At 66.0% G+C, this 25,884-nt stretch carries 25 protein-coding genes; 15 read left to right on the top strand and 10 right to left on the bottom strand.

Going from position 1 to position 25,884, the window contains the following annotated elements; all coding sequences use genetic code 11:
* Positions 1-56 precede the first annotated feature (56 nt).
* Positions 57-1,436 carry a M24 family metallopeptidase gene (locus GN330_RS08490; protein ID WP_156712260.1) on the top strand — a complete coding sequence of 460 codons (1,380 nt, stop codon included), beginning with the start codon at positions 57-59 and terminating at the stop codon, positions 1,434-1,436.
* On the opposite strand, the gene GN330_RS08485 is transcribed toward GN330_RS08490, so the two are convergent.
* Positions 1,406-2,239 (bottom strand): phosphate/phosphite/phosphonate ABC transporter substrate-binding protein, encoded by an 834-nt coding sequence (locus GN330_RS08485; protein ID WP_156712259.1) that lies wholly within the window; start codon positions 2,237-2,239, stop codon positions 1,406-1,408. The genes GN330_RS08490 and GN330_RS08485 overlap by 31 nt on opposite strands.
* Positions 2,240-2,288: 49 nt before the next feature.
* Positions 2,289-3,299: a fatty acid desaturase gene (locus GN330_RS08480; protein WP_156712258.1), complete on the bottom strand. Its 1,011-nt coding sequence runs from the start codon at positions 3,297-3,299 to the stop codon at positions 2,289-2,291.
* Between the two features lie 182 nt (positions 3,300-3,481).
* Between GN330_RS08480 and GN330_RS08475 the strand changes: the two genes are divergently transcribed.
* Together GN330_RS08475 and bmt are read left to right on the top strand one after the other, a co-directional pair.
* Positions 3,482-4,342 carry a helix-turn-helix domain-containing protein gene (locus tag GN330_RS08475; RefSeq protein WP_156712257.1) on the top strand — a complete coding sequence of 287 codons (861 nt, stop codon included), beginning with the start codon at positions 3,482-3,484 and terminating at the stop codon, positions 4,340-4,342.
* Between the two features lie 49 nt (positions 4,343-4,391).
* A complete protein-coding gene (gene bmt / locus GN330_RS08470; RefSeq protein ID WP_156712256.1) occupies positions 4,392-5,411 on the top strand; it encodes a betaine--homocysteine S-methyltransferase in 1,020 nt (339 codons plus the stop codon).
* A 148-nt stretch (positions 5,412-5,559) separates the two neighbouring features.
* Here the strand turns inward: bmt and GN330_RS08465 are convergent, their stop codons facing one another.
* The 3 genes from GN330_RS08465 to GN330_RS08455 form a co-directional block, all read right to left on the bottom strand.
* Complete coding sequence (locus tag GN330_RS08465) at positions 5,560-7,395, bottom strand: vWA domain-containing protein (protein ID WP_425487158.1); 1,836 nt, start codon at positions 7,393-7,395, stop codon at positions 5,560-5,562.
* Between the two features lie 185 nt (positions 7,396-7,580).
* Positions 7,581-8,144 carry an RNA polymerase sigma factor gene (locus tag GN330_RS08460; RefSeq protein WP_197435098.1) on the bottom strand — a complete coding sequence of 188 codons (564 nt, stop codon included), beginning with the start codon at positions 8,142-8,144 and terminating at the stop codon, positions 7,581-7,583.
* A 94-nt stretch (positions 8,145-8,238) separates the two neighbouring features.
* A complete protein-coding gene (locus GN330_RS08455; protein ID WP_197435097.1) occupies positions 8,239-8,856 on the bottom strand; it encodes a TetR/AcrR family transcriptional regulator C-terminal domain-containing protein in 618 nt (205 codons plus the stop codon).
* Positions 8,857-8,945: 89 nt separating this feature from the next.
* Between GN330_RS08455 and GN330_RS08450 the strand changes: the two genes are divergently transcribed.
* The gene (locus GN330_RS08450) at positions 8,946-9,335 is read left to right on the top strand and encodes a hypothetical protein (protein WP_156712252.1); all 390 of its coding nucleotides are present in this window, start codon (positions 8,946-8,948) and stop codon (positions 9,333-9,335) included.
* A complete protein-coding gene (locus GN330_RS08445; RefSeq protein WP_197435096.1) occupies positions 9,332-9,907 on the top strand; it encodes an anthrone oxygenase family protein in 576 nt (191 codons plus the stop codon). The genes GN330_RS08450 and GN330_RS08445 overlap by 4 nt, the downstream gene beginning before the upstream one ends.
* Here the strand turns inward: GN330_RS08445 and GN330_RS08440 are convergent.
* Positions 9,873-10,421, bottom strand: a complete 549-nt coding sequence (locus GN330_RS08440) for a sugar O-acetyltransferase (RefSeq protein ID WP_343040455.1) — start codon at positions 10,419-10,421, stop codon at positions 9,873-9,875. The two genes, GN330_RS08445 and GN330_RS08440, sit on opposite strands and share 35 nt — an antisense overlap.
* 197 nt (positions 10,422-10,618) lie before the next feature.
* On the opposite strand from GN330_RS08440, the gene GN330_RS08435 reads away from it, so the two are divergent.
* Positions 10,619-12,376, top strand: coding sequence for an adenylate/guanylate cyclase domain-containing protein (locus tag GN330_RS08435; RefSeq protein ID WP_343040453.1), 1,758 nt, complete (start codon positions 10,619-10,621; stop codon positions 12,374-12,376).
* 32 nt (positions 12,377-12,408) lie between these two features.
* Here GN330_RS08435 and GN330_RS08430 read toward each other — a convergent pair whose 3' ends face one another.
* Positions 12,409-13,107, bottom strand: coding sequence for a hypothetical protein (locus GN330_RS08430; RefSeq protein ID WP_156712249.1), 699 nt, complete (start codon positions 13,105-13,107; stop codon positions 12,409-12,411).
* Between the two features lie 151 nt (positions 13,108-13,258).
* Positions 13,259-14,833: a trimethylamine methyltransferase family protein gene (locus GN330_RS08425; RefSeq protein ID WP_156712248.1), complete on the bottom strand. Its 1,575-nt coding sequence runs from the start codon at positions 14,831-14,833 to the stop codon at positions 13,259-13,261.
* A 273-nt stretch (positions 14,834-15,106) separates the two neighbouring features.
* Between GN330_RS08425 and GN330_RS08420 the strand changes: the two genes are divergently transcribed.
* Positions 15,107-15,805, top strand: a complete 699-nt coding sequence (locus tag GN330_RS08420; protein ID WP_156712247.1) for a corrinoid protein — start codon at positions 15,107-15,109, stop codon at positions 15,803-15,805.
* 176 nt (positions 15,806-15,981) lie between these two features.
* The gene (locus tag GN330_RS08415) at positions 15,982-16,632 is read left to right on the top strand and encodes a DUF1638 domain-containing protein (RefSeq protein WP_156712246.1); all 651 of its coding nucleotides are present in this window, start codon (positions 15,982-15,984) and stop codon (positions 16,630-16,632) included.
* Between the two features lie 63 nt (positions 16,633-16,695).
* Here the strand turns inward: GN330_RS08415 and GN330_RS08410 are convergent, their stop codons facing one another.
* The gene (locus tag GN330_RS08410; protein WP_156712245.1) at positions 16,696-17,307 is read right to left on the bottom strand and encodes a class I SAM-dependent DNA methyltransferase; all 612 of its coding nucleotides are present in this window, start codon (positions 17,305-17,307) and stop codon (positions 16,696-16,698) included.
* A 514-nt stretch (positions 17,308-17,821) separates the two neighbouring features.
* Between GN330_RS08410 and GN330_RS08405 the strand changes: the two genes are divergently transcribed.
* The 7 genes from GN330_RS08405 (at position 17,822) to GN330_RS08375 (ending at position 24,903) form a co-directional block, all read left to right on the top strand.
* A complete protein-coding gene (locus tag GN330_RS08405; protein ID WP_156712244.1) occupies positions 17,822-18,487 on the top strand; it encodes an exopolysaccharide biosynthesis protein in 666 nt (221 codons plus the stop codon).
* 137 nt (positions 18,488-18,624) lie between these two features.
* Entirely contained in the window at positions 18,625-18,927 is a 303-nt protein-coding gene (locus GN330_RS08400) for a virulence factor (RefSeq protein WP_156712243.1), read from the top strand.
* Positions 18,920-19,507: a methylenetetrahydrofolate reductase C-terminal domain-containing protein gene (locus GN330_RS08395; RefSeq protein ID WP_156712242.1), complete on the top strand. Its 588-nt coding sequence runs from the start codon at positions 18,920-18,922 to the stop codon at positions 19,505-19,507. Before GN330_RS08400 ends, GN330_RS08395 begins: the two co-directional genes overlap by 8 nt.
* On the top strand, positions 19,504-20,607 hold the full coding sequence (locus GN330_RS08390) for a methylenetetrahydrofolate reductase (protein WP_156712241.1): 1,104 nt from the start codon (positions 19,504-19,506) through the stop codon (positions 20,605-20,607). The genes GN330_RS08395 and GN330_RS08390 overlap by 4 nt, the downstream gene beginning before the upstream one ends.
* 61 nt (positions 20,608-20,668) lie before the next feature.
* Positions 20,669-21,637, top strand: coding sequence for a methyltetrahydrofolate cobalamin methyltransferase (locus GN330_RS08385; protein WP_156712240.1), 969 nt, complete (start codon positions 20,669-20,671; stop codon positions 21,635-21,637).
* Between the two features lie 169 nt (positions 21,638-21,806).
* The gene (locus tag GN330_RS08380; protein WP_156712239.1) at positions 21,807-23,876 is read left to right on the top strand and encodes an ASKHA domain-containing protein; all 2,070 of its coding nucleotides are present in this window, start codon (positions 21,807-21,809) and stop codon (positions 23,874-23,876) included.
* A gap of 88 nt (positions 23,877-23,964) precedes the next feature.
* Positions 23,965-24,903, top strand: a complete 939-nt coding sequence (locus GN330_RS08375) for an alpha/beta hydrolase (protein WP_156712238.1) — start codon at positions 23,965-23,967, stop codon at positions 24,901-24,903.
* Here GN330_RS08375 and GN330_RS08370 read toward each other — a convergent pair.
* Positions 24,881-25,780, bottom strand: a complete 900-nt coding sequence (locus tag GN330_RS08370; RefSeq protein ID WP_156712237.1) for a LysR substrate-binding domain-containing protein — start codon at positions 25,778-25,780, stop codon at positions 24,881-24,883. The genes GN330_RS08375 and GN330_RS08370 overlap by 23 nt on opposite strands.
* Positions 25,781-25,884 lie beyond the last annotated feature (104 nt).

Raw genomic sequence — 25,884 nt, 5'->3', positions numbered from 1 at the left:
GCTTTGCGCATTGCCGGGCGCCGAAAGTGCCGCCAGTCTCCTTGTCAGGAGGAGACATGGAAACTTCTGATGCCAAAGGCCTTTTCGGCCGTCATCGCAAGATCATGCCGTTTTCGCCGGACGATGCGGCGATCGCCGGCCAGCCCGATGCGGCGCTGTTGCGCGCCGCCCGCGACAAGGCCGCCGCCCTCAACCAGCACGTGCTCGGCTACGGCGCGCTCGCCGAGGGCGAATGGGCGGCCGCCGGCATTCCGGCACCCGACCTGGCGGCCATGCGCACCTACCGGCTCGAGCGCATCCGCGCCGAGCTCGCGCGCCGCGACTATGCCGGACTGCTCGTCTACGATCCCGTCAACATCCGCTACGCCACCGATTCCACCAATATGCAGCTTTGGGTGACGCACAACGCCACCCGCTTCTGCTTCGTGGCGACCGACGGTCCGGTGATCCTCTACGATTATCACCACAGCGAACATCTGTCGGACCATGCCGGCGTGGTCGACGAGGTCCGGCCCTGCCTGTCGACGATCTTCATGTATGGCGGCGATTTGATCGAGGAGCGGATCGGGCGCTGGGCCGACGAGGTCGCCGCCCTCGTCGCCGAGACCTGCGGCACCAATCGCCGCATCGCCATCGACTGCCTGCAGCCCGGCGCCCATGCAGCACTGATCGCGCGCGGCATCAAGGTGCATGACGGCCAGCAGGTGATCGAGCGCGCCCGCGCGGTCAAGTCCGCCGACGAGATCGTGTGCATGCGCCGCGCGGTCGTGGCCTGCGAGCGCGCCATGGCCGAGATGGAGGCCGGCCTGCGACCCGGCATGAGCGAGAACGATCTGTGGGCGCTGCTCCACCACGGCAACATCGTGCGCGGCGGCGAATGGATCGAGACCCGGCTGCTGGCCTCGGGCCCGCGCACCAATCCCTGGTTCCAGGAATCCTCCGCGCGTCCGATCGAGGCGGGCGATCTCGTTGCCTTCGACACCGACCTGATCGGCCCGTACGGTTTTTGCGCCGACCTGTCGCGCACCTGGCTCGCCGGCGACGGCGCCCCCACCGACGAGCAGCGCGCGCTCTACCGGATCGCCGCCGACCAGGTCGCCTACAATATGGAATTGCTGCGTCCCGGCCTGTCGTTCCGCGACTTGTGGGAGACGGCGAAATCCTTGCCGGCCGACTGCCTGCCCAACCGCTATGGCTGCCTCTATCACGGCGTCGGACTGTGCGACGAATACCCGACCATTCCCTATCGCGACGACGTCGAGCCCGACATTCCCGCCGACGAGACATTGGTGCCGGGCATGGTGTTGTGCGTTGAAAGCTATACCGGCCGGCTCGGCGGCCACGAGGGCGTGAAGCTGGAAGAGCAGGTGCTGATCACCGAGGCCGGGTTCGAAAAACTCTCCGCCTACCCGCTCGACGCGCGGCTGAACGGCTGATCCGGCCCGCCGGCGGCGATCGCGCCGGCTATGCGCGCGTGCAAGGGCGCCAGCGCGGCCGCCGAAATGTAGGGCAGGCCCGGGCGCCGACCGGTCCAGCCGACCGGGACGAGGCCGGCGGCGGCCGGCTCGAACCGCTTCGCCAAATGCCAGCTCCGGCAGTCGACGGCGCAGATATCCGCCCGGCCCGCCGCGACGGCCTCGATCGAGGCGCGGTGGCCGCCGGTCTCGATGCGGTCGCCAAAGATGTAAAGGCGTTCGCCGGCGGCGGCAAGGTCGCGGGCAAGCGCGATCAGGCCGGACATCGACGCGGTTTCGTTGAAGGCCAGCCGCCGGCCCCGCAGCCGCTCAAGCGGCAGCACGGCCCGGCCGTCGCCCGGCGCGGCGACGGGAGCGGCCTCGCCGCGCCGCATCAGCACGGCGCTCGAATAGAACGGCCCCGCCCCGCCCTCGAAAGGGGAATAGTCCGGCTGGCCGACGACGCCGACATGGGCGGCGAGCCCTGTCGCCTCCATCGGCCCCCAGCAGGTCTGGGCAAGGAGCAGGCGCGGATGGCGCCACAGCGTGGCGAAATCGAGCCCGTCCGGCGACAGGGTGGCCGGATCGGGCGCGATCAGCGCCCCGGCGGCGTCGCGGATGCCGCCCGGCACCGCCGGCATGTCGGCGTTGCGCCGCACGAGTTGCGCCGGCGCGTCCACGCCGGCCGCGTGCAGCCGCCCGGCCAGCGCCGCCCATTGGGCGTCGGTCTCGGAGCGGACCTCGGGCCAATCATACATCGGCAAGGCGGCGATAAAGGCGCTCATCATCCCTTATGCGCAAGGCGAAGGTCGGCGCGCAAGACTTGGAAAAGACTCATTCCTTCGGCGGCCTGGCCGGGACCAGCGATGTTCCGGCGATACCGCCGACACCGCGACTGCGCTGACGCGGCCGAAAGGCGCGACCCGGCTCGGGCGCCCGGCGCAGCACCGGGTGGGCGACCGGCTCCTTCGCTCGGAAGGCGAAGCTGCGGAACAGTGCGAAATAATTGGCGAACACATAGCCCTCGTTGCGGGCGATCCATTCTCGGCGCCGTTCGGCAAACAGGCGCGGCAGCCGGTACCACGGCGCCTGCGGCAGCGTGTGGTGGACGAGGTGCAGATTGTTGTTGAGAAAAAGCAGCGCCAGCGGCGAGCGCTCGACGATGATGGTGCGCCCGTCGGGCCGCTCCGACCATTGGTGCTCCGCATAGGTTCTGACCGAAATCAGCGCCTGGCCGATCCACACCGGACCGACGATGTAAAGCCAGAGCGGCATCTCGAAAACGAACACGATCACCGGCGCCACGATCACCAGCCCCGCCGCATGCAACAGCCAGGCTCGACGCACCGCGCGGGCCCCGCGCAGCATCAGCCCGGCTTCGGTGATGAAAAAGCCGAGACTGCCGAGCCAGGGATTGAGCAGCACGCGCCCGACCATGGTGTTGTTGATCCGCAGGATGAGCTTCATCGCCGCCGGCATCGCCTCATAGCGCCACAAGGCCCGGTAATAGCTTTCGGGGTCGTCGAAAGGATCGGTCAGCCGCTCGTCGGCATGGTGGCGCAGATGGATCGACCGAAAGCGCCGATAGGGCCACACCAGCCCGAGCGGCAGGAAGACCAGCGCCTCGTTGACGCGCGCGTTGCGGGTGGGATGGCCGTGGCAGACCTCGTGCATCAGCGACGCCTGCAGCGCCAGCACGACCCCGAGTATGGCGATCGCGGTCATCGGCCAGTCCGGCCAGATGAATATGCCGGTGCCCAACCACGCAGCGTGGCAGATGATGATGAGGGCCATAGTCGGCCATTCGATGGCGCCGAAGCCACCACGAGCACGTTGCCTGTCCATTCCTTGTCAATTGCCTTTCATGCGGAACGCCCCGGTTCCTGACAGGAAAATGTCAGTAGCAATCGTTTCCGACAATGCGAGAACGCGCACGAAATGTTTATTTTGCGAACCTTGCCTACCTTGTGTTTACTAATGTAAACAAGAGAGTGGATGAGGCGTCGACGGGCACGAGGGAAACGGCCATGGACAAGCGCGATCTTTCCGGACAGTTCCGCGAGCGGCTGAAAGCGCTGGTGCAGCGCTCCGGCGCCAACCAGTCGGCCTTTGCCGCCGGTATCGGCATCGATCGCTCGGCGCTGTCGCAGCTTCTCTCCGGGGCCACGACCCGGCTGCCGCGCGCCGAGACGCTGATGAACATCGCCGAACGCCATCGCGTATCGCTCGATTGGCTATTGGGACTCAGCCAGGACGAGGGCCTGACCGGCGAAATCCGCGAGACTTTCGAGATCGAGGAAGGCGGCGGCGCCTTCGACCGCACGCTGCTGGCGAAATGGCACGCCGAGGCGGCGGGCACGAAGATCCGTTACGTGCCGGCCGGCCTGCCCGACCTTTTGCGCACCGACGCACTGATCGAATACGAGGCCAACATCACCAGCCGCAGTCGCGAAAGCCAGTATGACGAGACCCAGTACCGGATCGATTACACACGCCGGCCGGAGACCGACATGGAAGTGTGCATGCCGCGCCACATGCTCGACATCTTCGCCGCCGGCATGGGCGTGTGGAACGAATTTCCCGAGCGCCTGCGTCGCGCCCAGCTCGAACACATGGCGCGCCTGCTCGACGAGCTTTATCCCGCCTTCCGGCTGTTTTTATATGACGGGCTGGCGCGTTATTCGATCCCCTATACCATCTTCGGTCCCTACCGGGCCGCGATCTTCGCCGGCGACATGTACCTGGTCCTGAACGCCACCTCCGCGATCCAGACGCTGACACGCCATTTCGACAATCTGATCCGCGCCGCAATCATCAACCCGCACGAGGCCGCCGCCTACGCGGCCGCGCTGGCTGGCCCGCGATCCGGCCCGATTGACGCGATATAAGGAATTCTTTATATCGTTATATAGGTTCCTTCATCCCGAAAGTCGACCGATGCTCAACCCGATCGAGGCCCTTCTCGCCGAAAAGGGCGTGCTTCTCGCCGACGGCGCCACCGGCACCAACCTGTTCGCCATGGGGCTTCTGTCGGGCGAGGCGCCGGAGCTATGGAACGAAACCGAGCCCGACAAGATCACCGCCCTGCACCGGGGTTTCGTCGAGGCCGGTTCCGACATCATCCTGACCAACTCCTTCGGCGGCACCCGCCATCGGCTGAAATTGCACCAGGCCGAGGACCGCGTCTTCGAGTTGAACCGGCGCGCGGCCGAGATCGCCCGCGCCGTCGCCGACAGTGCCGAGCGGCGGGTGATCGTGGCCGGCTCGGTCGGGCCGACCGGCGAACTGCTGCAGCCACTTGGCGCGATGACCTATGAGGAGGCGGTGGAGGCTTTCGCCGAGCAGATCGAGGGGCTGAAGGCGGGCGGCGCCGAGATCGCCTGGATCGAGACCATGTCCTCCCCCGACGAAATCCGCGCCGCCGCCGAGGCGGCGATCCGCGTCGGCCTGCCCTACAGTTTCACCGCCTCCTTCGACACCGCCGGCCGCACCATGATGGGGCTTGCGCCCTGCGACATTCACGGCGTCGCCTCGGGCCTCGCCGAAGCCCCGCTCGGGGTCGGCGCCAATTGCGGCGTCGGCGCCTCCGACATCATGGCCTCGCTGTTCGACATCACCGAAGCCGATCCGGCCGCGACCGTGATCGTCAAGGGCAATTGCGGCATCCCCGAATTCCGCGGCTCTGAAATCCATTATTCCGGCACGCCGGAGCTGATGGCCGATTATGTGCGGCTCGCCGTCGACGGTGGCGCAAAGATCATCGGCGGCTGCTGCGGGACGTCCTTCGAGCACCTGGCCGCCATGCGTCGCGCGCTGGACGCGCATCAGCGCGCCGAACGCCCGAGCGTGGATGAGGTGGTGGCGCGCATCGGCCCGTTGCGCAACAAGACCGCCGACCAGAGCGGGCAGGCCGGCAGCACCGAGGGGCGCAGGGAACGCCGCCGCGCCCGCGGCTGATACGCCGTTCTGCGCGCTCAAGCCGACCCTCTTGCCAGCGAAAAAGGCCGGCGGGAGTAAAATCCCGCCGGCCTGCCTCACCCGCCCAAAGGAACGCCGGGTTGCTGCCCCAAGCCATTGCAGCATGCAAACGGCGTCCCGATCGCCCTCACCGCTTGGAGGCATCGAGCGCCGAGGCCAGGCGCACGAGCTGGAGGAACTCCGCGCGGTAGCCGAACGGGTCGGCGCCGCGCGCGGCGGTGGCGATTTCAAGGATGCGGTCGTAGCCGAAATCGGCGGTCTGGTCCGCATCGCGCAGTTTCTGGCCGAAGGCGGCAACGGCGACCGAAAAGCGCTGGTCGTCGGTAGCCGCGCCGAGCCGGTCGATCTCGTTGGCCGCCGTCACCGGCGTCTCGATCAGCTTGGACACATCCTCGTCCGGCAGCTTGTAGCGGATCTTGACGAAGGCATATTCGTCCGCATTGGCGATGCCGGCATCGTTGTCGACCTTGGCCTCGCCATAACGCAGATCGTCGATCATCTGCGCCGGGCTGCCCTTCGGGGTGATCTCGTAGATCGCGGTCACGGCGTGGCCGGAGCCGATATCGCCGGCGTCGACCCGGTCATTGTTGAAATCCTCGCGCTTCAGCGCCCGGGTCTCGTAGCCGATCAACCGGTATTCGGCGACCGCGTCGGGATTGAACTCGACCTGGATCTTGACGTCCTTGGCGATCGAAAACAGCGTCGAGCTCGCCTCCTGCACCAGCGTCTTTTCCGCCTCCGCCAGCGTGTCGATATAGGCGGCGGTGCCGTTGCCGTTCTGGGCGATGGTCTGCATCATCTGGTCGTTGTAATTGCCGCGGCCGAAACCGAACACCGACAGGAACACGCCCGACCGGCGCTTGGCCTCAATCAGCCGCTTGAGATCCTCGTCCGAGCTCTGGCCGACATTGAAATCGCCGTCGGTCGCCAGCATCACCCGATTGACGCCACCCTCGACAAAGCTCTCCTGGGCCAGCCGGTAGGCCTCGCGCAGTCCCGCCTCGCCGGCGGTCGAGCCGCCGGCGCCGAGCCGGTCGAGCGCACCCAGTATCTTGGCCTTCTCCGATCCCCTGGTCGGTTCCAGTACGGTTCCCGCGCTGCCGGCATAGGTCACGATCGAGATCGTGTCGTCGCCATCCATGCGCTCGACCAGAAGCCGGAAGGCCGACTTCAAAAGCGGCAGCTTGTCGGGCGCGTTCATCGAGCCCGAGGTGTCGATCAGGAACACCAGGTTCGATTTCGGCTCCGCCGCCGGCGCCACGTCGTAGCCCTTGATCGCCACATGCATCAGCTTGGTGTGATCGTTCCAGGGCGTCGGCATCACCGTTATGGTCGAATTGAACGGCGTTTCCGCGTTCTGCGGCCCCGGCCAGTCATAGTTGAAATAGTTGATCATCTCCTCGACCCGCACCGTGTCGGCCTGCGGCAGCGCGCCGTTTTTCAAAGTCGCGCGGGTGAAGGCGTAGGACGCGGTGTCGACATCGATCGAAAATGTCGAGACCGGATTTTCCAACGCCGACCTGACCGGGTTGGTGTCGAAGGCTTCAAGCCGGTCGCGGTCTTCGGCCGGAAGCGGCATGACGTCGGGTGCCGCCACCACCGAAGGCGACGGCGGCGCGGCATAACGCTTCTTGGCCAGCGCGTTCGCGCCGCCGCGCAGGTCGCGCGTCCCGCCCCCGAGCGTCTGCAACGTGCCGACCGGCGGCGCGGACATGGTCGAATCGAGCGCGATTTCGGCCTCCTCGCGCGGGCTGGCCGGCGCCGGCTCGAAGGCAAGCGAACGATCGTCCTCGCCGGCCTTTTCATCGTTAAGGCCAAGCAGGCCGCCGCCCGTCTCCTGGACGGCCGTGTCCTGGCGCAACGCGAACGGACCGTCATTCACCAGATAATAGGTGGCGTAGCCGGCGACCGGCAGAACCAGCAGGCTGGCGATGGCGGGCGTGGAAAGGAATTTGCGGTCCATGATGCGGCTCCAGATTTTTCGTGTTCCGGAGCTTTGACGCCGCCTATCGGCCGATCCTTGGGGTGCGGTCGCAAAATTTTCGTCGAACGACGTCAAAGCGGCCGAAAGCGCCCTGTCGCGCGCCGCCGCGTCGGGTTTAGGAGTGCGCGCCGTGCGCAAGATGTCCAGTTCGTCCTTGGCCATGATCAGCCTTCCCCGGCCCGGTCCGCCATCAGGACCTTGAGCCGCTTTTTCGCTTCGTGGATGTGCCAGGAGACGGTCGCCTCCGCACATCCCATCACATCGGAGGCCCGCTCGTGCGACAGGCCCTCGCCGTAGACCAGAAGCACCGCCTCGCACTGCTTGGCCGGCAGGCGCCGCACCGCTTCCCACAACGCCTCGGTCGCGTCGTCCGAACTGTCGGCGATCGCCGCCTCGCTCAGGGCGTGAACGGCATAGGCCGCCGCCTTGACGTGCTCGCGCGATGCCTTGCGGGCATGGTCGCGTGCCGCGTTAAGAGTGAGCGTGTACAGCCAGGTGGTAAGCCGGCCCTCGCCGCGAAAGCCCGCGATCGCCTTGCCGAGCCGCACGCACACATCCTGGGCGATATCCTCGGCGTCGGCCTGCCGCCCGATGCGACGGTAGGCGACCCGGTAGATGAAGTCGTAATGCCGCTCGACAAGCCGCGCGAACGCGGCCCGGTCGCCGCCGCGCGCGCGCGCGACCAGTTTGTCGTCCTCACTATCGTTGCCGGCAAGCATCAGCGCCATCATTTGTCCGTTTGACGATGCAATCCAGCCATTCCTTGGGTCAGGCGCGAAAAAATCCGACCGGATTTCCGGAAAGGACGAAAATCCCCTCGCCTCAGCGTAGCGGCGATGGGCCGAAGAGCCGGAGAAAAAGCCCCAACGCGGCCGCGGCGCGAGTTTCCGCTTCCTGCCGCGAGGGGGCATGCAGCACGCCGATCACGCGACGGATCTGAAGGTCGCCGATCAGCAGGCGGACATAGATCTCCGCCGCCTCGGCCGCGTCCGTGTCCACCAATTCCCGGGCGTCGATCGCCTTTTGCATCAGCCGTTCGAGCAATGGCACGACCGCCGCACGGCCGCTGGCGGCAATCGTCGGCCCGAGCGTGGCGGTCTCGTCGACATCGCCAACGGCGGCACGATTGAGCGCGACCGCCCTGTCGCCGGCGACGAGTTCGACAAGCAGCGGCCCGATCCGCCCGAGCGTGGCAAGGGCATCGTCGCCGTCCTCTAGGCTTCGGCTCAGCCGCTTGCGCACGGCGCGCGCGTTCGCCTCCACCAGGGCGGCAAACAGCGCCTGCTTGCTGCCGTACCAGCGATAAAGCGTCTCGTTCGATGCCGCCGCCCATTTGGCGACCGCCAGCATCGAGGTTGCCTTGTAGCCCTTCTCGGCCAGCACCTCGTAGGCGGCCGCCTCGATCTCACGCTGCCGCGCCTCCTGCCGTTCCGTTCGCACGTTCCACTCCATGCCCGACTTGACAATATCCGTACATGGGAATACGCCTTTGTCAAATCGTACACGTCTATACGGAAAAAGGAGTTCCCATGCCGATCGACGCTTCCGCCACCCCGACACGCGCCGCGCTCGCCGTCTTGATCACCCTGCAAACGGTAATGCTTTGGGCCTTGTTCGCCCGCACGCCGCCGCATCCGCCCGCCGAAATCGTGCTGTTCGGCATGGCGCCGTTTCTCGCCGTGGCGATTTCGGCGGCGCTGGCCGCCCTGTTGCTAACCGACGAACGCTGCCGCGCCGGCTCCGCTCTCGCTCTCCTGGCGGCCCTTCTGGCGCTTGTCTCCTTCGGTCCGCAAAAATGGGTCGATCCGTCGATCGCGAAGATCTGGCCCGCCGTGCTCGCGGCCGAGATCGCCGTCGCCGTCATCGCGATCCGATTGGGCACCGCCCTGCGCCGCGGCGGCCGGAGCGAGCGGCCATGAGCGAGACCAGTGCGAAGACCGCCCTCGTCCTCGCCACATTGTTGAACGGGACGATGGCCGGCTTTTTCTACGCCTTTTCCGTCAGCGTCATGCCGGGGCTCGACGCGGCGCGCCCGGCCGCGGCAATCGAGGCGATGCAGGAAATCAACCGCGCCATCCGCAATCCGGTGTTTTTCGCAAGCTTCTTCCTGACGCCCGTCGTGACGGCCGCCGCCGCGGCCCTGTACTGGCGCGCGGGGGTTGGAATGACAGCGCTTTCAGCCGCCCTGGCCGCGCTGGTCTATCTGGCCGGCGCGATGGCGCCGACCGTTCTCGTCAATGTGCCGCTGAACGAGGCGCTTGCCGCCTTCCCGCATGTCGGCGGCGAGATGCCGGCGGCCGACACCTGGCAGTCCTATTCCGCGTCCTGGACAGGCTGGAACACGGCGCGGGCCGGTTTTTGTCTCCTGGCCATGCTGATCGTCCTCGCCGGACACGCAAGCGAGACGAACGCGGCAAAAGCCAGGACGTCAACGCGCGCCCCGCGGTCGAAACCCGTCAGCGCGGCCGCGCCGGATTGCCCGCGACCGTGACGCCGGCCGCGACATCGCCGGTCACCACCGCGCCGGCGCCGACGATCGCGCCGTCGCCGATCGTCACGCCGGGCAGGATGATCGCCCCGCCGCCGACCCAGACATCGCTGCCGATCCCGACCGGCAGTGCCCGTTCCAGGCCCTGCCCGCGCAGAACCGGGTCGCGGTGGTGGTCGGCGCAATAAATATGGACCGACGGGCCGAACATCGTACCGGCGCCGATCGTGACCCGCGCCGTGTCGAGGATCACGCAGCCCGTGTTGAAATAGACGCGGTCGCCGATGAACAGGTTGAGCCCGTAGGCGCAGTGGAACGGCGCCTCGATCATGACATTGTCGCCCAGCCGCCCGAAAAGCGCGCCGAGCGCCGGCGCCAGCGCCCCGCGCACGCCGGGATGGGCGGTGTTGTGCGCATGCACGGCGGCCCGCGCCGCCGCGCGCAGGTCGTCCAGTTCCGGATCGACGCAGCGATACCAATCACCCGACTGCATCCGCTCGCGTTCGCTCGATGTCACCAGCTCTGTCCTCCGCCCTTGTGAAACCTGTTCGCCACGACCACATAGGCGACACCCCCGCGGCCAATCCCCAAACGCCGTCGCGGCCCCGCGATCGGTCTGGCATCACGGCCCCGCCTGCCCGTTCGGCCAATGGACTTTGCCTGGAGCGCCCGATAATTTTGGACAGAATCGCAAGCCATGGAAAGGCCCACCCCGTGAGCCAGCACCGCGTGCAGCGCCGGCTAGCCGCCATCCTGGTTGCCGATGTCGTCGGATATAGCCGGATGATACGCGCCGACGAGGCGACAACGCTGTCGCGACTGATGCATCTGCGCAAGGATCTGCTCGATCCCAGGCTCGCCGAATATGGCGGTCGGCTGGTCAAATCGACCGGCGACGGCTTGCTGGCCGAATTCCCGAGCGCGGTCGACGCGGTCCAGTACGCCGTCGACGTCCAGGATGCGATCGCCGCCGAAACCTCCGGAGCCGAGGCCGAGCCGATGCGCCTGCGCATCGGCATCAATCTCGGCGACGTGGTGGTCGAGGGCGACGACCTGCTCGGCGACGGCGTCAACGTCGCCGCCAGGATCGAGGGCATCGCCCGGCCGGGCGGCATCTGCATTTCCGCCTCGGTTTACGATCAGGTCCGCCACAAGCTCGATCTCGATTTCGAGGACCGCGGTCTGCGCGAGGTCAAGAACATCGCCGAACCGGTGCGCACCTATGCGGTCAACCCGAAAGGCCTCGCCCTCGACGCCGGCGATGACGGGCGCCTTGTGATCGCCGGCGCGCCGTCGATCGCCGTTTTGCCGTTCGACAATATGAGCGGCGATGCCGAGCAGGATTATTTCTCCGACGGCATCACCGAGGACATCATCACCGATCTGTCTAAAATTTCCCGGCTGATGGTGATCGCCCGCAACTCGTCCTTCACCTACAAGGGCCGCGCCGTCGACGTGAAGCAGGTGGCGCGCGAACTCGGCGTGCGCCACGTTCTGGAAGGTTCGGTGCGCAAGGCCGGCAACCGCGTCCGGGTGACGGCGCAGCTGATCGACGGCGCAACCGGCGGCCATGTCTGGGCCGAGCGCTACGACCGCGTTCTGGAGGATATTTTCGCCATCCAGGACGAGATCACCCTGGCGATCGTCGACGAGTTGAAGGTCAGGCTCGACCTCGGCGAGAAGGACCGGCTCGGCACCACCCCGTCCGCGAATGTCGAGGCTTACGACCTGGCCTTGCGTGGCCGCGAAAAGCTCATGGCCGGTGTCGACCACGCCAATATGGAAGAAGCGGTAGCCATGTTCGAGCGCGCGCGCGCGATGGACCCCCGCTTCGTGGCGCCCCATGTCGGCCTCGCCTTCGCCCACATCATGGCCTACACCAACGCTTGGCCGCCCGATCCGGATGCATCGCTCGACTACGGGCTTGAGATGGCTCAAAAGGCGGTCGATCTCGATACGAACGATCCTCTTGCGAGCCGCGCATACGCAGTCGCGCTGTTGTGGAAGCGCCGTCTCGACGAGGCCTGCACGGAACTGGGCCGCGCAACGGCGCTGGCACCCAACGACGCGGAACTGCTGGCCACTCGCGGCAACATGCTGGTCTATATGCACGACGCCGACGCCGCGGTCGAAAACCTGGAAAAAGCGATCCGTCTCGACCCGCTTTATCCAGACATGTGGCTGCATTTCCTCGGCCACGCCTATTTTATGAAGGGCGACTACGAAACGGCGGCGCGGTATCTGCGCGAGCGCATCCTTAGACAACCGAACACCGATCTCTCCCGCACCATGCTCGCCGCCGCCTACGGCCATCTCGGCCGCGCCGACGATGCGCGCCGGCTGTGGGACGAAGTGTTCGAGGTCAATCCGCATTATTCGCTGGAGCAGAAGGAACGGGTCCTGCCCTACAAGGATCCGTCGGATTGGACCCGCTTCGTCGACGGGTTGAAAAAGGCCGGCCTGCCGCGGTAGCGCCACGCCGGCCGCGCGCTATGCGGCCGGTCTTATCGATCGACCGGCGCGCCCGCAAATGTACGCATGTGGAAAGTCTGCTGGGCGTCGTCATAACGCCAGCCGGCCCCGACCGGACAGGCAAGGCGTGCCAGGCAGCCGCCGCCCATGCAGGCGCCGCCCCGGCCGGAGCGCAGATGGGCAAGACAGGCGGCGTGGTCGTGCCGGACCGACGAAACCGCATCGGCCGGACAGACGAAAAGACAGGGTTTTTCGGCACATGCATCACAGGCGTGACTCAGCGCATGAGGACGAGCCTCCGCCACCTGCGTCTCAAACAGCAGCGCCCCGCGATAGGCGTGCCACAGCCCGTATTCGGGATGGATCAGGATGCCGAGCGGCGACGGCTTCAGCCCCTCGGCGCGCATCGCCCAGCGCTGGAACGGCAGAAAGGGCTTTTCGAACGGAAACACCGCCCGCGCCGTAAACCTGCCGGCGATGGCGCCGATCGTTTCGCGCGACCAGCAATCGAGCGGATCGGCCAGATTTGCCGGCTGGTCGGCGAGCCAGCGCGAAAAATGCGGCCAGATGGTCGAACCGGCATGGCCGACCAGCACCACAGCTCCCGCGGCGGCACCCGATGGCCCGGCCGGCGCCGCCTCGTCATCGTCGAAGACGAAGCCGCCGCGCGCCATCAGCCCATGCGCGGCAAGCGCGTCCGCCAGATTTTCGGGCATTGTCGCGGCAGCCATCACCGCACGCGCACAGCAATGCCCGGCAACAGCTCCCGTACCGGCCGCTTCGCGCGCACGCCTACCCTCCGTCCGGCCCCTTGATGGCGGAGCGCCAGACTTCCTTGTGGATGATGTCGGCCACTTTAGCCCGGCCGTCCTCGGGCTTCTTTCACGTGAAGGCGTCGGGCATCGACTCCTTCTTCTTGGCCACGAAATCGTTCAACCCGTCAGCGATACCCTGATCGAGACCCGGCGCCTCGTAGCTGTCCAGCCAGCGCCGGGCAAGCCCGTTGGCGCGCTGCGGTGCGGTCTTTTCACCCTCGGCCTGCCATTGCTCGAAGGAGTTGTTGTCGGCGATTGAGGAGCGGTAGAAGGCGGTCTGGAAATTGGCCTGGGTGTGCGCGCAGCCGAGATAGTGGCTGCCCGGTCCAACCTCTCGGATCGCGTCCAAGGCTTGGCCGTTCTCCGACAGGTCGACCCCGGTCGCGAGCTTTTGCGCCATGCCGAGCTGGTCGACGTCCATGACGAATTTTTCGTAGCAGGAGGCCAGCCCTCCCTCGAGCCAGCCGGCAGAATGAAGCACGAAATTGGTGCCGGCAAGCAGCGTCGCGTTGAGCGTGTTGGCGCTTTCATAGGCCGCCTGCGCGTCCGGCACCTTGGACGCGCACAGCGACCCGCCGGTACGGAAGGGCAGGCCGAGCCGGCGCGCCAATTGCGCCGCGCCGTAGGAGACCAGCGAAGGCTCCGGCGTGCCGAAGGTCGGCGCGCCGGACTGCATCGAGATCGACGAGGCGAAGGTGCCGAACACCACCGGCGCACCCGGGCGCACGAGTTGGGTGAAGGCCGCGCCCGCCAGCACCTCGGCCAGCACCTGGGTCAGCGTGCCGGCAACCGTCACCGGGCTCATCGCTCCGGCCAGGATGAAGGGGGTGATGATCGTCGCCTGGTTGTTGCGGGCATAGACCTTGGCAGCGCCCAGCATGGTCTCGTCGAACACCATCGGCGAATTGGCGTTGATCAGATTGATGACGACGGTGTTGTTGTCGACGAACTCGGCCCCGAACAGAATCTTGCACATCTCGACCGTGTCCTGCGCCCGTTCCGGCGCGGTCACAGAGCCCATGAAGGGTTTGTCGGACAAGGTCATATGCGCCAGTATCATGTCGAGATGGCGCTTGTTGACCGGCACGTCGACCGGCTCGCACACCGTGCCGCCGGAATGGTGGATCGACGGCGCGAGATAGGCGAGCTTCACGAAATTGCGGAAATCCTCGATCGTGGCATAGCGGCGCTTGCCGTCGAGGTCGCGCACGAAAGGCGGGCCGTAGACGGGCGCGAACACGGTCGCGTCGCCGCCGATCTCGACCGAGCGCTCCGGATTGCGGGCATGCTGGGTGAACACGGACGGCGCGCTCTTCAAAAGCGAGCGGCACAGTCCTTTGGGAAAATGCACGCGCTCGCCCTTCACCTCGGCGCCGGCCTCCCGCCATAACTGCAGCGCCTCGGCGTCGTCGCGGAACTCGATGCCGATCTCTTCCAGCACCTGGTCGGCATTGGCCTCGATCAGCGCCAGTCCTTCCTCGTCCAGCACCTCGTAGGGCCGGATTTTGCGGTGGATGAAGGCCTGCTGGGCACCGGGCCCGCCGCCGGAACGCGCCGCCCTGCGCGCCGCCGCGCCGCCGCGATCACCGCGGGCGCGCCGTGATGCGCCGGCTTCCTGCTCGACTGCCAGATTCTCGACCATCGACTGTCTTCCCGAAAGTGGTTGCGGGCCGGCCGACGCTGACTTGCGCGGCGGATCCGGCCCCTTGAGCGGATCGTATTCATCGGCCTTGGCCAAACCGTCCCGCAAACGCCAAGTGCTGTCGCAAAATCGACAGGAAAGCGGTAAAAAATTCAGTCGCTTTCGTATTGGCGAACGTCGCAATTCGGCTATGCGTCGGCCGGCCATGGCGAATACACATGATGGGTGTGCCGGTCGCCTGTCATTGCCGGTTCGCACCTTTGGGAGGCGCCGATGTCCGATGATGAAATCATCCTCTCCGAACTCGACGACGACGAGCTCGTGCAGCAGATGCACGACGACCTTTATGACGGTCTGAAGGAGGAGATCGAGGAAGGAACCCGTATCCTTCTCGATCGCGGCTGGCTGCCCTACAAGGTGCTCACCGAGGCACTGGTTGAAGGCATGCGCATCGTCGGCGAGGATTTCCGCGACGGGATCCTGTTCGTACCGGAGGTCCTGTTATCGGCCAACGCGATGAAGGCCGGCATGTTCATCCTGCGCCCGCTGCTTGCCGCCACCGGCGCGCCCAAGCAGGGCAAGATGGTGATCGGCACCGTCAAGGGCGACATCCACGACATCGGCAAGAACCTCGTCGGCATGATGATGGAAGGCGCCGGGTTCGACGTGGTCGATCTCGGCATCAACAATCCGGTGGAAAAATATCTCGAGGCGCTGGAAACCGAAAAGCCGGACATTCTCGGCATGTCGGCGCTTTTGACCACCACCATGCCTTACATGAAGGTCGTGATCGACGCGATGAAGGAAAAAGGCATTCGCGACGATTTCATCGTTCTGGTGGGCGGCGCGCCACTCAACGAGGATTTCGGCAAGGCGGTCGGCGCCGACGCCTATTGCCGCGACGCCGCGGTGACGGTCGAAACGGCCAAGGATATGATCAAGCGCAAGCACAATATCCGCGCCTCGGCCTGACCCGCGCGGATACGGCGCCGGTCAGTCGCCGCCACCGTCGACATATTGCCCAGGCGTCGCGCAGCCGGAAACGGCCAGGCCGCCGACCAGCGTCAGCAGGACGGTCAAGGAGGCGATGAACTTGGTCACGGCGTTGCCTTTCCCAAAGGTGGAATGAACCGAAGCAGGATCGTAACATGACGGGCCATCACTCCCAATCTTCCCAGACGCAAAGCATGCTGGTGATCGGGTGTGGCATGATCGCCCGCGAAATCCTTGCGGTCAAACAACAGCTTGGCCTCACACATCTCGAACTCACCTGCCTGCCGGCCGAACTCCATTATTATCCCGACCGCATCCCCGCCGCGATGGACAGCGCCATCGAAAAGGCCAAGGCCGACGGCTACCGTCACATCTTCGTCGGTTATGCCGATTGCGGCACGGGGGGACTGCTTGACAAAGTGTGCGCCAAACACGGCGTCGAGCGGCTGGCCGGACCGCATTGCTTCGCCGTCTACCAGGGGTTAGCCGCCTTCGAGACGATCGCCGACGGCGACATGACGGCCTTTTATATGACGGATTTTCTGTGCCGCCATTTCGAGACCTTCTTCCTGAAGCCGCTCGGTCTCGACCGCCACCCCGAGCTGATAAACGACTTTTTCGGCAATTACGAAAAGGTGGTCTATCTCGCCCAGACCGACGATCCCGCCCTCGACCGGGTTGCCGAGCGGGCGGCACAAATGCTCGGTCTGGCCTATGAACGGCGCGCGACCGGCTATGGCGAGCTTCCCGAAGCGCTTGGGGCGGCTTACGCCCCGGCCGGTCCGGTAGGCTTGAACGACGGATAGCCGATGAGGGGGACGTCCGGTTCCGCGCGCTGCCGGACCGTGACATCCCGGCAATCAAACGATTCAGTCCAAAGACGAACGGCTCCGGGTCGTTCCAACGCCAATCAGAACGGGCAGATCCGTACCGTTCGCCGCCATGGAGAACGCCCGTCCGGCTTGTACGGACTGCAATCCGGCCTTGCCGAGCGCGCGCTCAATCCGACCCATCGTCAGCCCCGTGCCGTCATCGCCCGATGCCAGCCAATCCCATTGGACAAACCGCCCCCCGGGCTTAAGCAGTCGAGCGAGCGAAACGACCGTCTTTTCGTAATCGGGCAAAAAACCGCATACGGAGGACGCATAAATCAGATCGAAACCCGAAGGCCCGATGCGCGCGCGCAAAGCGTCGTCGAAAATGTCGCCGCAAAGAGCACTCACACGGTCGAGTTTCTTCCTCTCCAGCACCGCGATCATTTTGTCCGAAGTATCCACGGCGATCAGGCCGCCAACATAAGGCGCGACTTTTTCGGCCAGCAAACCGGTCCCGCATCCAAAATCGAGGACCCGTTTCGATTTCCAGACCGGAGCGCGTATGTCCACGGTCGAGACCAAAGAGGCAAAGGCGCGGTCGGCATAGAGCCTGACATCGCTGCTGTCATCCCAGCCGTCCGCGTAATCGTTCCAGTCTTCAGCCATGACGCAACCGCTTCGTCCTCAACCTGTGCTGTCTTGTCGGGAAAGTCGCAAATCGTCAAATCCTCGTTGCCCGCGCCGCGGTAGCGCGACGAGCCTGCGCAGGCGCCCTTGCGCCAACGGCAACGGGCCGGCCGCGAGCAGTGCTGAAAGATCGCCCCGTCTCGAAAGCGCCGAATTCTGGGTCTATCCGATCGCTCCTCCGCAACGGACACCATGCATGCGATGCGTCTTCTTCCCTGTATTCACCCTGCCCGCGGCGGAGCGTTGACGCTGGCGCTCGTCCCGCCCCCCGTTAATGTCGGCATGGCGAGGCACAATGTATAAGAGTTTCGCGCGCCATGTCGTGACACAAGGCGCGACATGGTCGAATTAGGCCGTTAAGGACAGGCTGGTGAATGGCGTGCGCAGCCGTTATTGCAGCACCGTCACAATGGGTTAACCGCTCCCGGCCTATGCTGGGTGGTGGGGCGTAGGAAACAGCCGGCGGTGAAAGCGCCACGGACAAAAACGGAACATGGACACCTTTAGCGACATGGCGGTGGAACCGCGGCCCGTGCGCCGCAGACGCCCGCGTCGGCTGTCGGAAGTCTTTGCCAGGCTTGCCGCGGAAGCGGACGGCCCGATCACCATCGGCCAGATCCGCGACGCGCTCGGCGACCGCTCCTTCGCGGCCCTGCTGGTGTTTTTCGCCGCCTTCAACCTGCTGCCGCTGCCGCCCGGCGCCTCCGTCATCCTGGGCGCGCCGCTGATCATCGTGTCGGTGCAGATGGTGGCCGGCAGCAGCACGGCCTGGCTGCCACGCTTCCTGATGCGCAAATCGCTGAGCCAGGCGCAGTTTCGGGCGCTGTCGGAACGACTGATTCCACGCATGGTACGGCTCGAGACCCTGATCCGGCCGCGCTACTGGCCGTTCTGGCGTCGCCGGGGCGACCGCGTGATCGGCGTGGTAGCGCTGATCCTGGCGATCGCCGTCGTTTTACCGGTGCCGCTCGGCAACTGGCTGCCCGCCTTCGCCACCGCGCTCATCGGACTGGCCATGTCGGAGCGCGACGGCATCTTGTTTGCCATCGCCGTCATTGTCGGCATCGCTTCCCTGGTCGTGATCGGCCTCGTCATCGCCTCGGCCGGCGCCGTGCTACACATGGTCTTCGCCCATGCCGGATCGGCGGGCTGGTGGTGAGATTGCCACCGCCCTGAACGACTGACGCCCTTGTCCGGCAGCGACGTCGCATTTGAATGGCCAGGCGTCGCCTCATAACAAGCGGCGCTCGTAGCGTTGCGGCAATGCTCCGCCAGTACCATTGCGGAGTCGGGCCGATGGCCGATCTGATCGTCGTCTACTGGCGGGATATTCCGGCTCAGGTGATTGTCCGGAAGGGCCGGGCCAACGCCAAGCGCGAATTGCCGGCCCGCTTTTCCGAGGCGATCGACATGGCCGCCATGCGCTCGGGCGCGGCCGACACCGACGCCTATCTCGCAGAATGGCGCAAGGCCGACCCCGTCAGCGTCGGCGACGATCTGGAGGCCGAGGCCGACAAGGCAGCCGCCGCACTCGAGGCCGATTACGACAAGCAGCGCCTCGTCGCGCTCGCCAAGCAGGGAGGGCGCGCCGATGGCTGAACACACCGCAAAGGTCACGCTCGCCACCCGCATCCGCAAGGCCGCCGCCCGCAAGGACTATCGTCCCGCCGACGTCTCGCCGCAGCGCCGGGTGCAGCGCCGCTATTCCATGCGGCTTTGGTCGGTGCGCCATGCCCGCTTTCTCGAGCGGCTCTACAATTTCTTCGCCGACGCGTTCCTGCTGTTGCACCCGTTCTGGAAAGCCGTCGGCTACGCTCGTGCGGAAGCCCCGGTGAAATTCGTCGAGAAGCGGGTCAAGGGGTTGTTGTTCGATTGCCGCATGTGCGGCCAGTGCGTCTTGTCGTCGACCGGCATGTCGTGCCCGATGAACTGCCCCAAGCAGTTGCGCAACGGCCCCTGTGGCGGTGTGCGCGCCAACGGAAATTGCGAGGTCGAGCCCGACATGCCCTGCGTGTGGGTCAAGGCCTGGGAAGGCTCGCGCGCCATGGCGGGCGGCGATGCGATCCTGACGGTGCAAAAACCCGTCGACCAGTCCTTGCGCGAGACTTCGGCCTGGCTGCGGGTGACCGCCGAAGCCGCCGCCGAGCGCGAGCGGGAACGCGCCGGAGAACCGGCATGAGCACGCACCGCCCCGTCCAGCCCGACGAAAATCCCGCCGGCATCGACTTACCGCTCGATCCCCTGCCCGGCCATTCCTCGCTCGGTCGGCTCGAACGCGTTCTCAGGCGCGGCGAATTCGCCGTGACCGCCGAGCTCAACCCGCCCGACAGCGCCAACCCGCACGAGGTCTACGAGCGCGCGGCGATCTTCGACGGCTGGGTCGACGGCATCAACGCCGTCGACGCCTCGGGCGCCAACTGCCACATGTCCTCGGTCGGCATTTGCGCGCTCCTGACCCGTATGGGCTACGCGACCATTCTCCAGATTTCATGCCGGGACCGGAACCGGATCGCCATCCAGGGCGACGTGCTGGGCGCGGCCGCCATGGGGGTGGGCAACATTTTGTGCCTGACCGGCGACGGCGTGCAGGCCGGCGACCAGCCCGGCGCCAAACCGGTTTTCGACCTCGACAGCATGTCGCTGCTGGAGACCGTGCGCATCATGCGCGACAAGGCGAAATTCCTCTCCGGGCGGAAGCTGAGCACACCGCCGGCCGTGTTTTTGGGCGCGGCGATCAACCCCTTCGCCCCGCCGCATGATTTTCGCGCGCATCGGCTCGCCAAAAAGGTCGCCGCCGGCGCCCAGTTCGTCCAGGGCCAATATTGCTACGACGTGCCGATGTTTCGCGACTACATGCAAAAGGTCCGCGATCTCGGCCTTCTGGAAGACGTGTTCGTGCTGTGCGGCGTCGGCCCGCTTGCCTCCGCGCGCACCGCGCGCTGGATGCGCGCCAACGTGCCGGGCGTCCACATTCCCGACCACGTTATCGCCCGTCTCGAGGGGGCGGCCGACCAGAAGGCGGAAGGCAAACGGCTGTGCATCGACATCATCAACGAGGTCAAGGACATCCCCGGCGTGTCCGGCGTCCACGTCATGGCCTACCGCCAGGAGGAATACGTCGCCGAGATCGTGCACGAATCCGGCGTCCTCAAGGGCCGCACGCCCTGGAAACGCGAGGCCCGCGCCGACGACGTCATGGTGGCCGAGCGGCTTGAGCACATCCTGCATGACGAAAGCAGCGAAACCCCGCAACAGATCGTCAAAGAGGCCGCCAACTGATGGCCACGGCGCAACCAGAAACCCAACCGGCACGGCCCCGGCCCTGTCTTCGGAGACAAGCATGACCCGCACCATCGTCGCCTCGGCGCGCAAGGAAATCGTCATCGGCTTCGACCAGCCGTTTTGCGTCATCGGCGAACGCATCAATCCGACCGGGCGCAAGAAGCTCGCCGCCGAGATGACGGAAGGCAATTTCGACACCGTGCGCAACGACGCTCTTGCCCAGGTCGCCGCCGGAGCGACCATGCTCGACGTCAATGCCGGCGTCACGGCCGTCGACCCCAACGCCACCGAGCCGGCGCTGTTGGTCAAGACGCTGGAAATCGTCCAGGACCTCGTCGACGTGCCCCTGTCGATCGACAGTTCCGTGACCGCCGCGATCGAGGCGGCGCTCCAGGTCGCCAAGGGCCGCCCGCTGGTCAATTCCGTCACCGGCGAGGAGGAGAAGCTCGAGGCGATCCTGCCGTTGATCAAAAAATACAACGTCCCGGTAGTGGCGATCTCCAATGACGAGACCGGCATTTCCATGGACCCGGACGTGCGTTTCGCCGTTGCCAAAAAGATCGTCGAGCGCGCCATGGATCACGGCATCAAACCCGAGGACGTGGTCGTCGATCCGCTGGTCATGCCAATCGGCGCACTCGGCGACGCCGGCCGGCAGGTTTTCGCGCTGCTGCGCCGGCTGCGCGAGGAGCTGAAGGTCAACACCACCTGCGGCCTGTCCAACATTTCCTTCGGCCTGCCGCACCGCCACGGCATCAACGCCGCCTTCATTCCCATGGTGATCGGTGCCGGCATGACCTCGGCGATCATGAATCCCTGCCGGCCGCAGGAGATGGAGGCCGTGCGCGGCGCCAACGTGCTTGCCGGCACCGACAGGGACTGCGCCACCTGGATCAGGACCTATAAGGACTACAAGCCCGCCGAGGGCGGCAACGCGGTCGCCGCATCCGCCGTCGGCGGCGAAGGCGCCGCCTCGGGCGGCCGGCGCCGCGGCGGGCGCGAGGCGCGTATGGGCGCGAGAGGATAGGAAAACGCTGACTCATGTGCGAGCGCGAGACAGCCACGAACGCGATGCGCCCCGCGCGCCCCACCGTCGGCCCCGCGAACCTGTCCGCGATGGCGCGGTGCGGCGGTGGGCGTAGAATGCGATGCGGATCGTGGAGCCTGATTCGCTTCGGGACCATGGATCGACACGCATGAACTCGCCACCCAACCTCACCGATCCCCTGGTTCTGTTCATGCCGTCCGGCAAGCGCGGGCGGTTTCCCAAGGGCACGCCGATCCTCGACGCCGCGCGCGAGCTCGGCGTTTACGTGGAAAGCGTGTGCGGCGGGCGGGCCACCTGCGGGCGTTGCCAGATCGAGGTGCAGGAAGGCCAGTTCGCCAAGCACAAGATCGTCTCGTCGCTCGACAACATTTCAGTCATGGGCGGCAGGGAACGCCGCTATGTCGACAAACGCGGCCTGGCGGACGGCCGCCGGCTGTCCTGCTCGGCCACCATCGAGGGCGACCTCGTCGTCGATGTGCCGCAAGACACCGTCATCAACGCCCAAGTGGTGCGCAAATCCCCGATCGAGCGCACCATCGAACGCAACCCGGCGGTCCAGCTCTGTTATGTCGAGGTCGACGAACCGGACATGCACAAGCCGCTCGGCGATCTCGACCGGCTGAAGGCGGTGCTGGAGCGCGACTGGGGCTGGGAGGATCTGCTGGTTTCCCAGCACATTATTCCGACCGTGCAGGCGACCCTGCGCAAGGGCAATTGGGGCGTGACGGCCGCCATCCATCAGGATCTCGACTCCTCGCGCCCCACCATCATCGCGCTGTGGCCCGGTCTGCACAACGAGGCCTATGGCATCGCCTGCGACATCGGCTCGACCACCATCGCCATGCATCTGGTATCGCTGTTGTCGGGCCGCATCGCCGCCTCCTCGGGCACGTCGAACCCGCAGATCCGCTTCGGCGAGGACCTGATGAGCCGGGTCTCCTACGTCATGATGAATCCGGACGGACGCGTGGCCATGACCAAGGCGGTACGCGGTGCCGTCAACGCGCTGGTCGAAAAAGTCTGCCGGGAAGGCGGCGTCGACCAGGACAACGTTCTGGACGCCGTCTTCGTCGGCAACCCGATCATGCACCACTTGTTTTTAGGCATCGACCCCACCGAACTCGGCCAGGCTCCGTTCGCGCTTGCCGTATCGGGCGCGGTCCATTCCTGGGGCAGCGAGCTCGGCCTGGCGATCAATTTCGGCGCGCGCGTCTACGTGCTGCCCTGTATCGCCGGCCATGTCGGGGCGGACGCGGCCGGCGCCGTTTTGTCCGAACAGCCGCATCACCAGGAGCGCATGATGCTGATGGTCGATGTCGGAACCAATGCCGAGATCGTGCTCGGCAACAGCCAGCGCGTCGTCGCGGCGTCGTCGCCGACCGGGCCCGCCTTCGAGGGCGCCGAAATCACCTCCGGACAGCGCGCCGCCCCAGGCGCCATCGAGCGCGTGCGCATCGACAAGGATACGCTGGAGCCGCGCTTCACCATCATCGGCTCGGAGCTGTGGTCCGACGATGAAGGCTTCGAGGCCGACGCCGCCCGGCTCGGCGTCACCGGCGTCTGCGGGTCCGCCATCATCGAGGTGGTGGCCGAAATGTATCTCGCCGGCATCATGTCCGAGGACGGCGTCATCGACGGCGCACTGGCGGCCAGGAACCCGCGCATCGTCGCCGACGGCCGAACCTGGTCCTATGTGCTGCACCAGGGCACGCAGAAGATCCTGATAACCCAGACCGACGTCCGCGCCGTCCAGCTCGCCAAGGCGGCGCTTTACGCCGGCATCCGGCTGTTGATGGAAAAGCTTGGCATCGACCATGTCGACACGATCCGCTTTGCCGGCGCCTTCGGCTCCTTCATCGACCCGAAATACGCCATGGTGCTCGGCCTGATCCCCGATTGCGAGCTTGCCGAGGTCAAGGCGGTCGGCAACGCCGCGGGCACCGGTGCGCTGATGGCGCTGCTCAACCGCGACTATCGCCGCGAGATCGAGGAGGTCGTGCGCCGCATCGAAAAGATCGAGACCGCGCTCGAGCCGCGTTTCCAGGCTCATTTCATCCACGCGATGGCGCTGCCCAACAAGGTCGATCCGTTCCCGAAACTCGCCGCGCAGGTCGCCCTGCCGCCGAGGGCGCAATCGTCCCCCGGCGGCGAACCCGGCCAGGCCGCGCCGCGCCGGCGCTCGCGCGAGGAACGGACCGCGCGCCGCGCGCGCACCTGACCTCCGGCAAGGCCGCGTCAGGCCACAAGCGCGCTTGACGGCGACACCCCTGCGTAATTCACTTCCGCGCATATGAGCGGAGAAGAATATGCAGAGCCTGAAAAGCCGCCTCGTCGCGCTGGTCCTAAAATACACCCGCAAGAAATCGTTCCGGTCGGCCGCCGCGCTGCACAAGCGCATCGCCGCCGCACGCAAGGTGGAAGATTACCGCCCACCGCAGACGATCGGCCGAAGACTGGATATCAAGCAACGGCAGGTGGAGGGTTTTCCCGTCTACGAGGTCGCCCTGCCCACGCTGCGCAGCGAAAGACGTCTGATCTATTTCCACGGCGGCGCCTATTGTTTCGAGATCACGCCGTTCCACTGGAACCTGATCGCCGAACTGGCCGAGCGGCTCGCAATCAGCATCACCGTACCGATCTATCCGCTCGCGCCCGAGCACGACATTCACGCCATGTTCGCCATGGCGACGACGCTTTATCGGCAGATGGTGGCGCAAACTCCGGCGGGCGACATCCTGCTTGCCGGCGATTCGGCCGGCGGCAACATGGCCGTGGTGCTGACCATGATGGCCGCCCGGGAGGGGCTGCCCCTGCCCGCCGCGCATCTTTTGATTTCGCCCGGCCTCGACATGACGATGACCAATCCGCAGGTCGAGGCCGCCGCGCGGCGCGATCCCTGGCTCGACATTCCCGGCGGGCTGGAGGCGGTACGGCTTTATTCGGCCGGTATCGACGTCGCCGACTGGCGCGTCAGCCCGCTTTACGGCGACCTTTCGGTGCTGCCGCCAAGCCTGGTGTTTTCCGGCACAAGCGACCTGCTTTATCCTGATACGCTGGTCTTCGTCGAAAAGGCCCGCCGGGCCGGCGTCGAGATCGAGCTCGTCACCGGCGAAAAAATGTTCCACGTCTGGCCGCTGATCGACATGCCGGAAGCGCGTGAGGCCCGCGAACGCATGGTCGCCTTTCTGTCCGAACGGCTGGCCGCGCCCCCGGCGCCACCGGTCAGAACCGCCCCGTCGTCTTGAACGCCTCGAACGTCGCGCGGATGTGGTCGGCGGCCGCGCGCACCGGCGCGCTGGCCTCCGGCGCGACCATCATGGCGAGATTGTAGTCGCTGAGTTCCGGCATGCCGTCCTTCGGGCCGAGCGCGACCAGGTCGCCCCCGATGAAGGAGCGGGGCAAGGGTGCCACGGCGAGATCCGCGAGGATTGCGGCGCGCTGTCCGGCCGTGTGCGCGCTCATATAGGCGATGCGGTAGTTGCGGCCCTGCTCGCCGAGCGCGTCGAGCGCGTTGGCTCGCCAGATGCAGCCTTCCTCCCACAGCGACACCGGCAGCGGCTCGCGCAGATGCGCCGAGCCTCCGCGCGCCCCGCCCCACACGATCGGCTCGGTCAGAAGGATTTCCGCCTCCTCCGGTACCGTCTTCGCGCAACAGGTGATGATGACGATGTCGAGTTGACGCTCGGCCATGCGCCGCTTCAGATTTACGCTCTGGTCGATGGTGACGTCGACGGCGATCGCCGGGTGGGTTTCGGCAAAGCGCCGCAGCACCGCCGGCAGCACCCGCTCGCCGTAATCGTCCGGCGAACCGAGGCGCACCACCCCGGTAATGTCGGGAATGATGAATTTCGACACCGCCTCGCGGTTGATCGCCAGCAGCCGGCGCGCATAGCCGAGCAGCACTTCGCCGTCATTGGTCAGTGATACCGAGCGTGCGTCGCGCGTGAAGACCGAACGCCCCAACACCTCCTCCAGTTTCTTGATCTGCATGGAAACGGCCGACGGCGTGCGGAACACCGCATTTGCCGCCATCGTGAAGCTGCCCGTCTCGGCGATCGCCACGAAGGTTCGCAACACATCGAGCTCGAGCAGCGGAAGCGGGTGGTTGAGTGGCGCGGTCATGGCCTGCTTTCAGTTTTCTTGAATCAAAGCATCACTTCATTTCGTTTGATTGAAACCAAAAACATTCCCATAGTCAAGGTCGAAACGGGCAACCCCCGCCAGAA

It is taken from the genome of Nitratireductor arenosus (assembly GCF_009742725.1).
Classification (GTDB): Bacteria; Pseudomonadota; Alphaproteobacteria; order Rhizobiales; family Rhizobiaceae; genus Mangrovimarina; species Mangrovimarina arenosa.
This window is presented reverse-complemented; position numbering and strand designations above follow the sequence as displayed.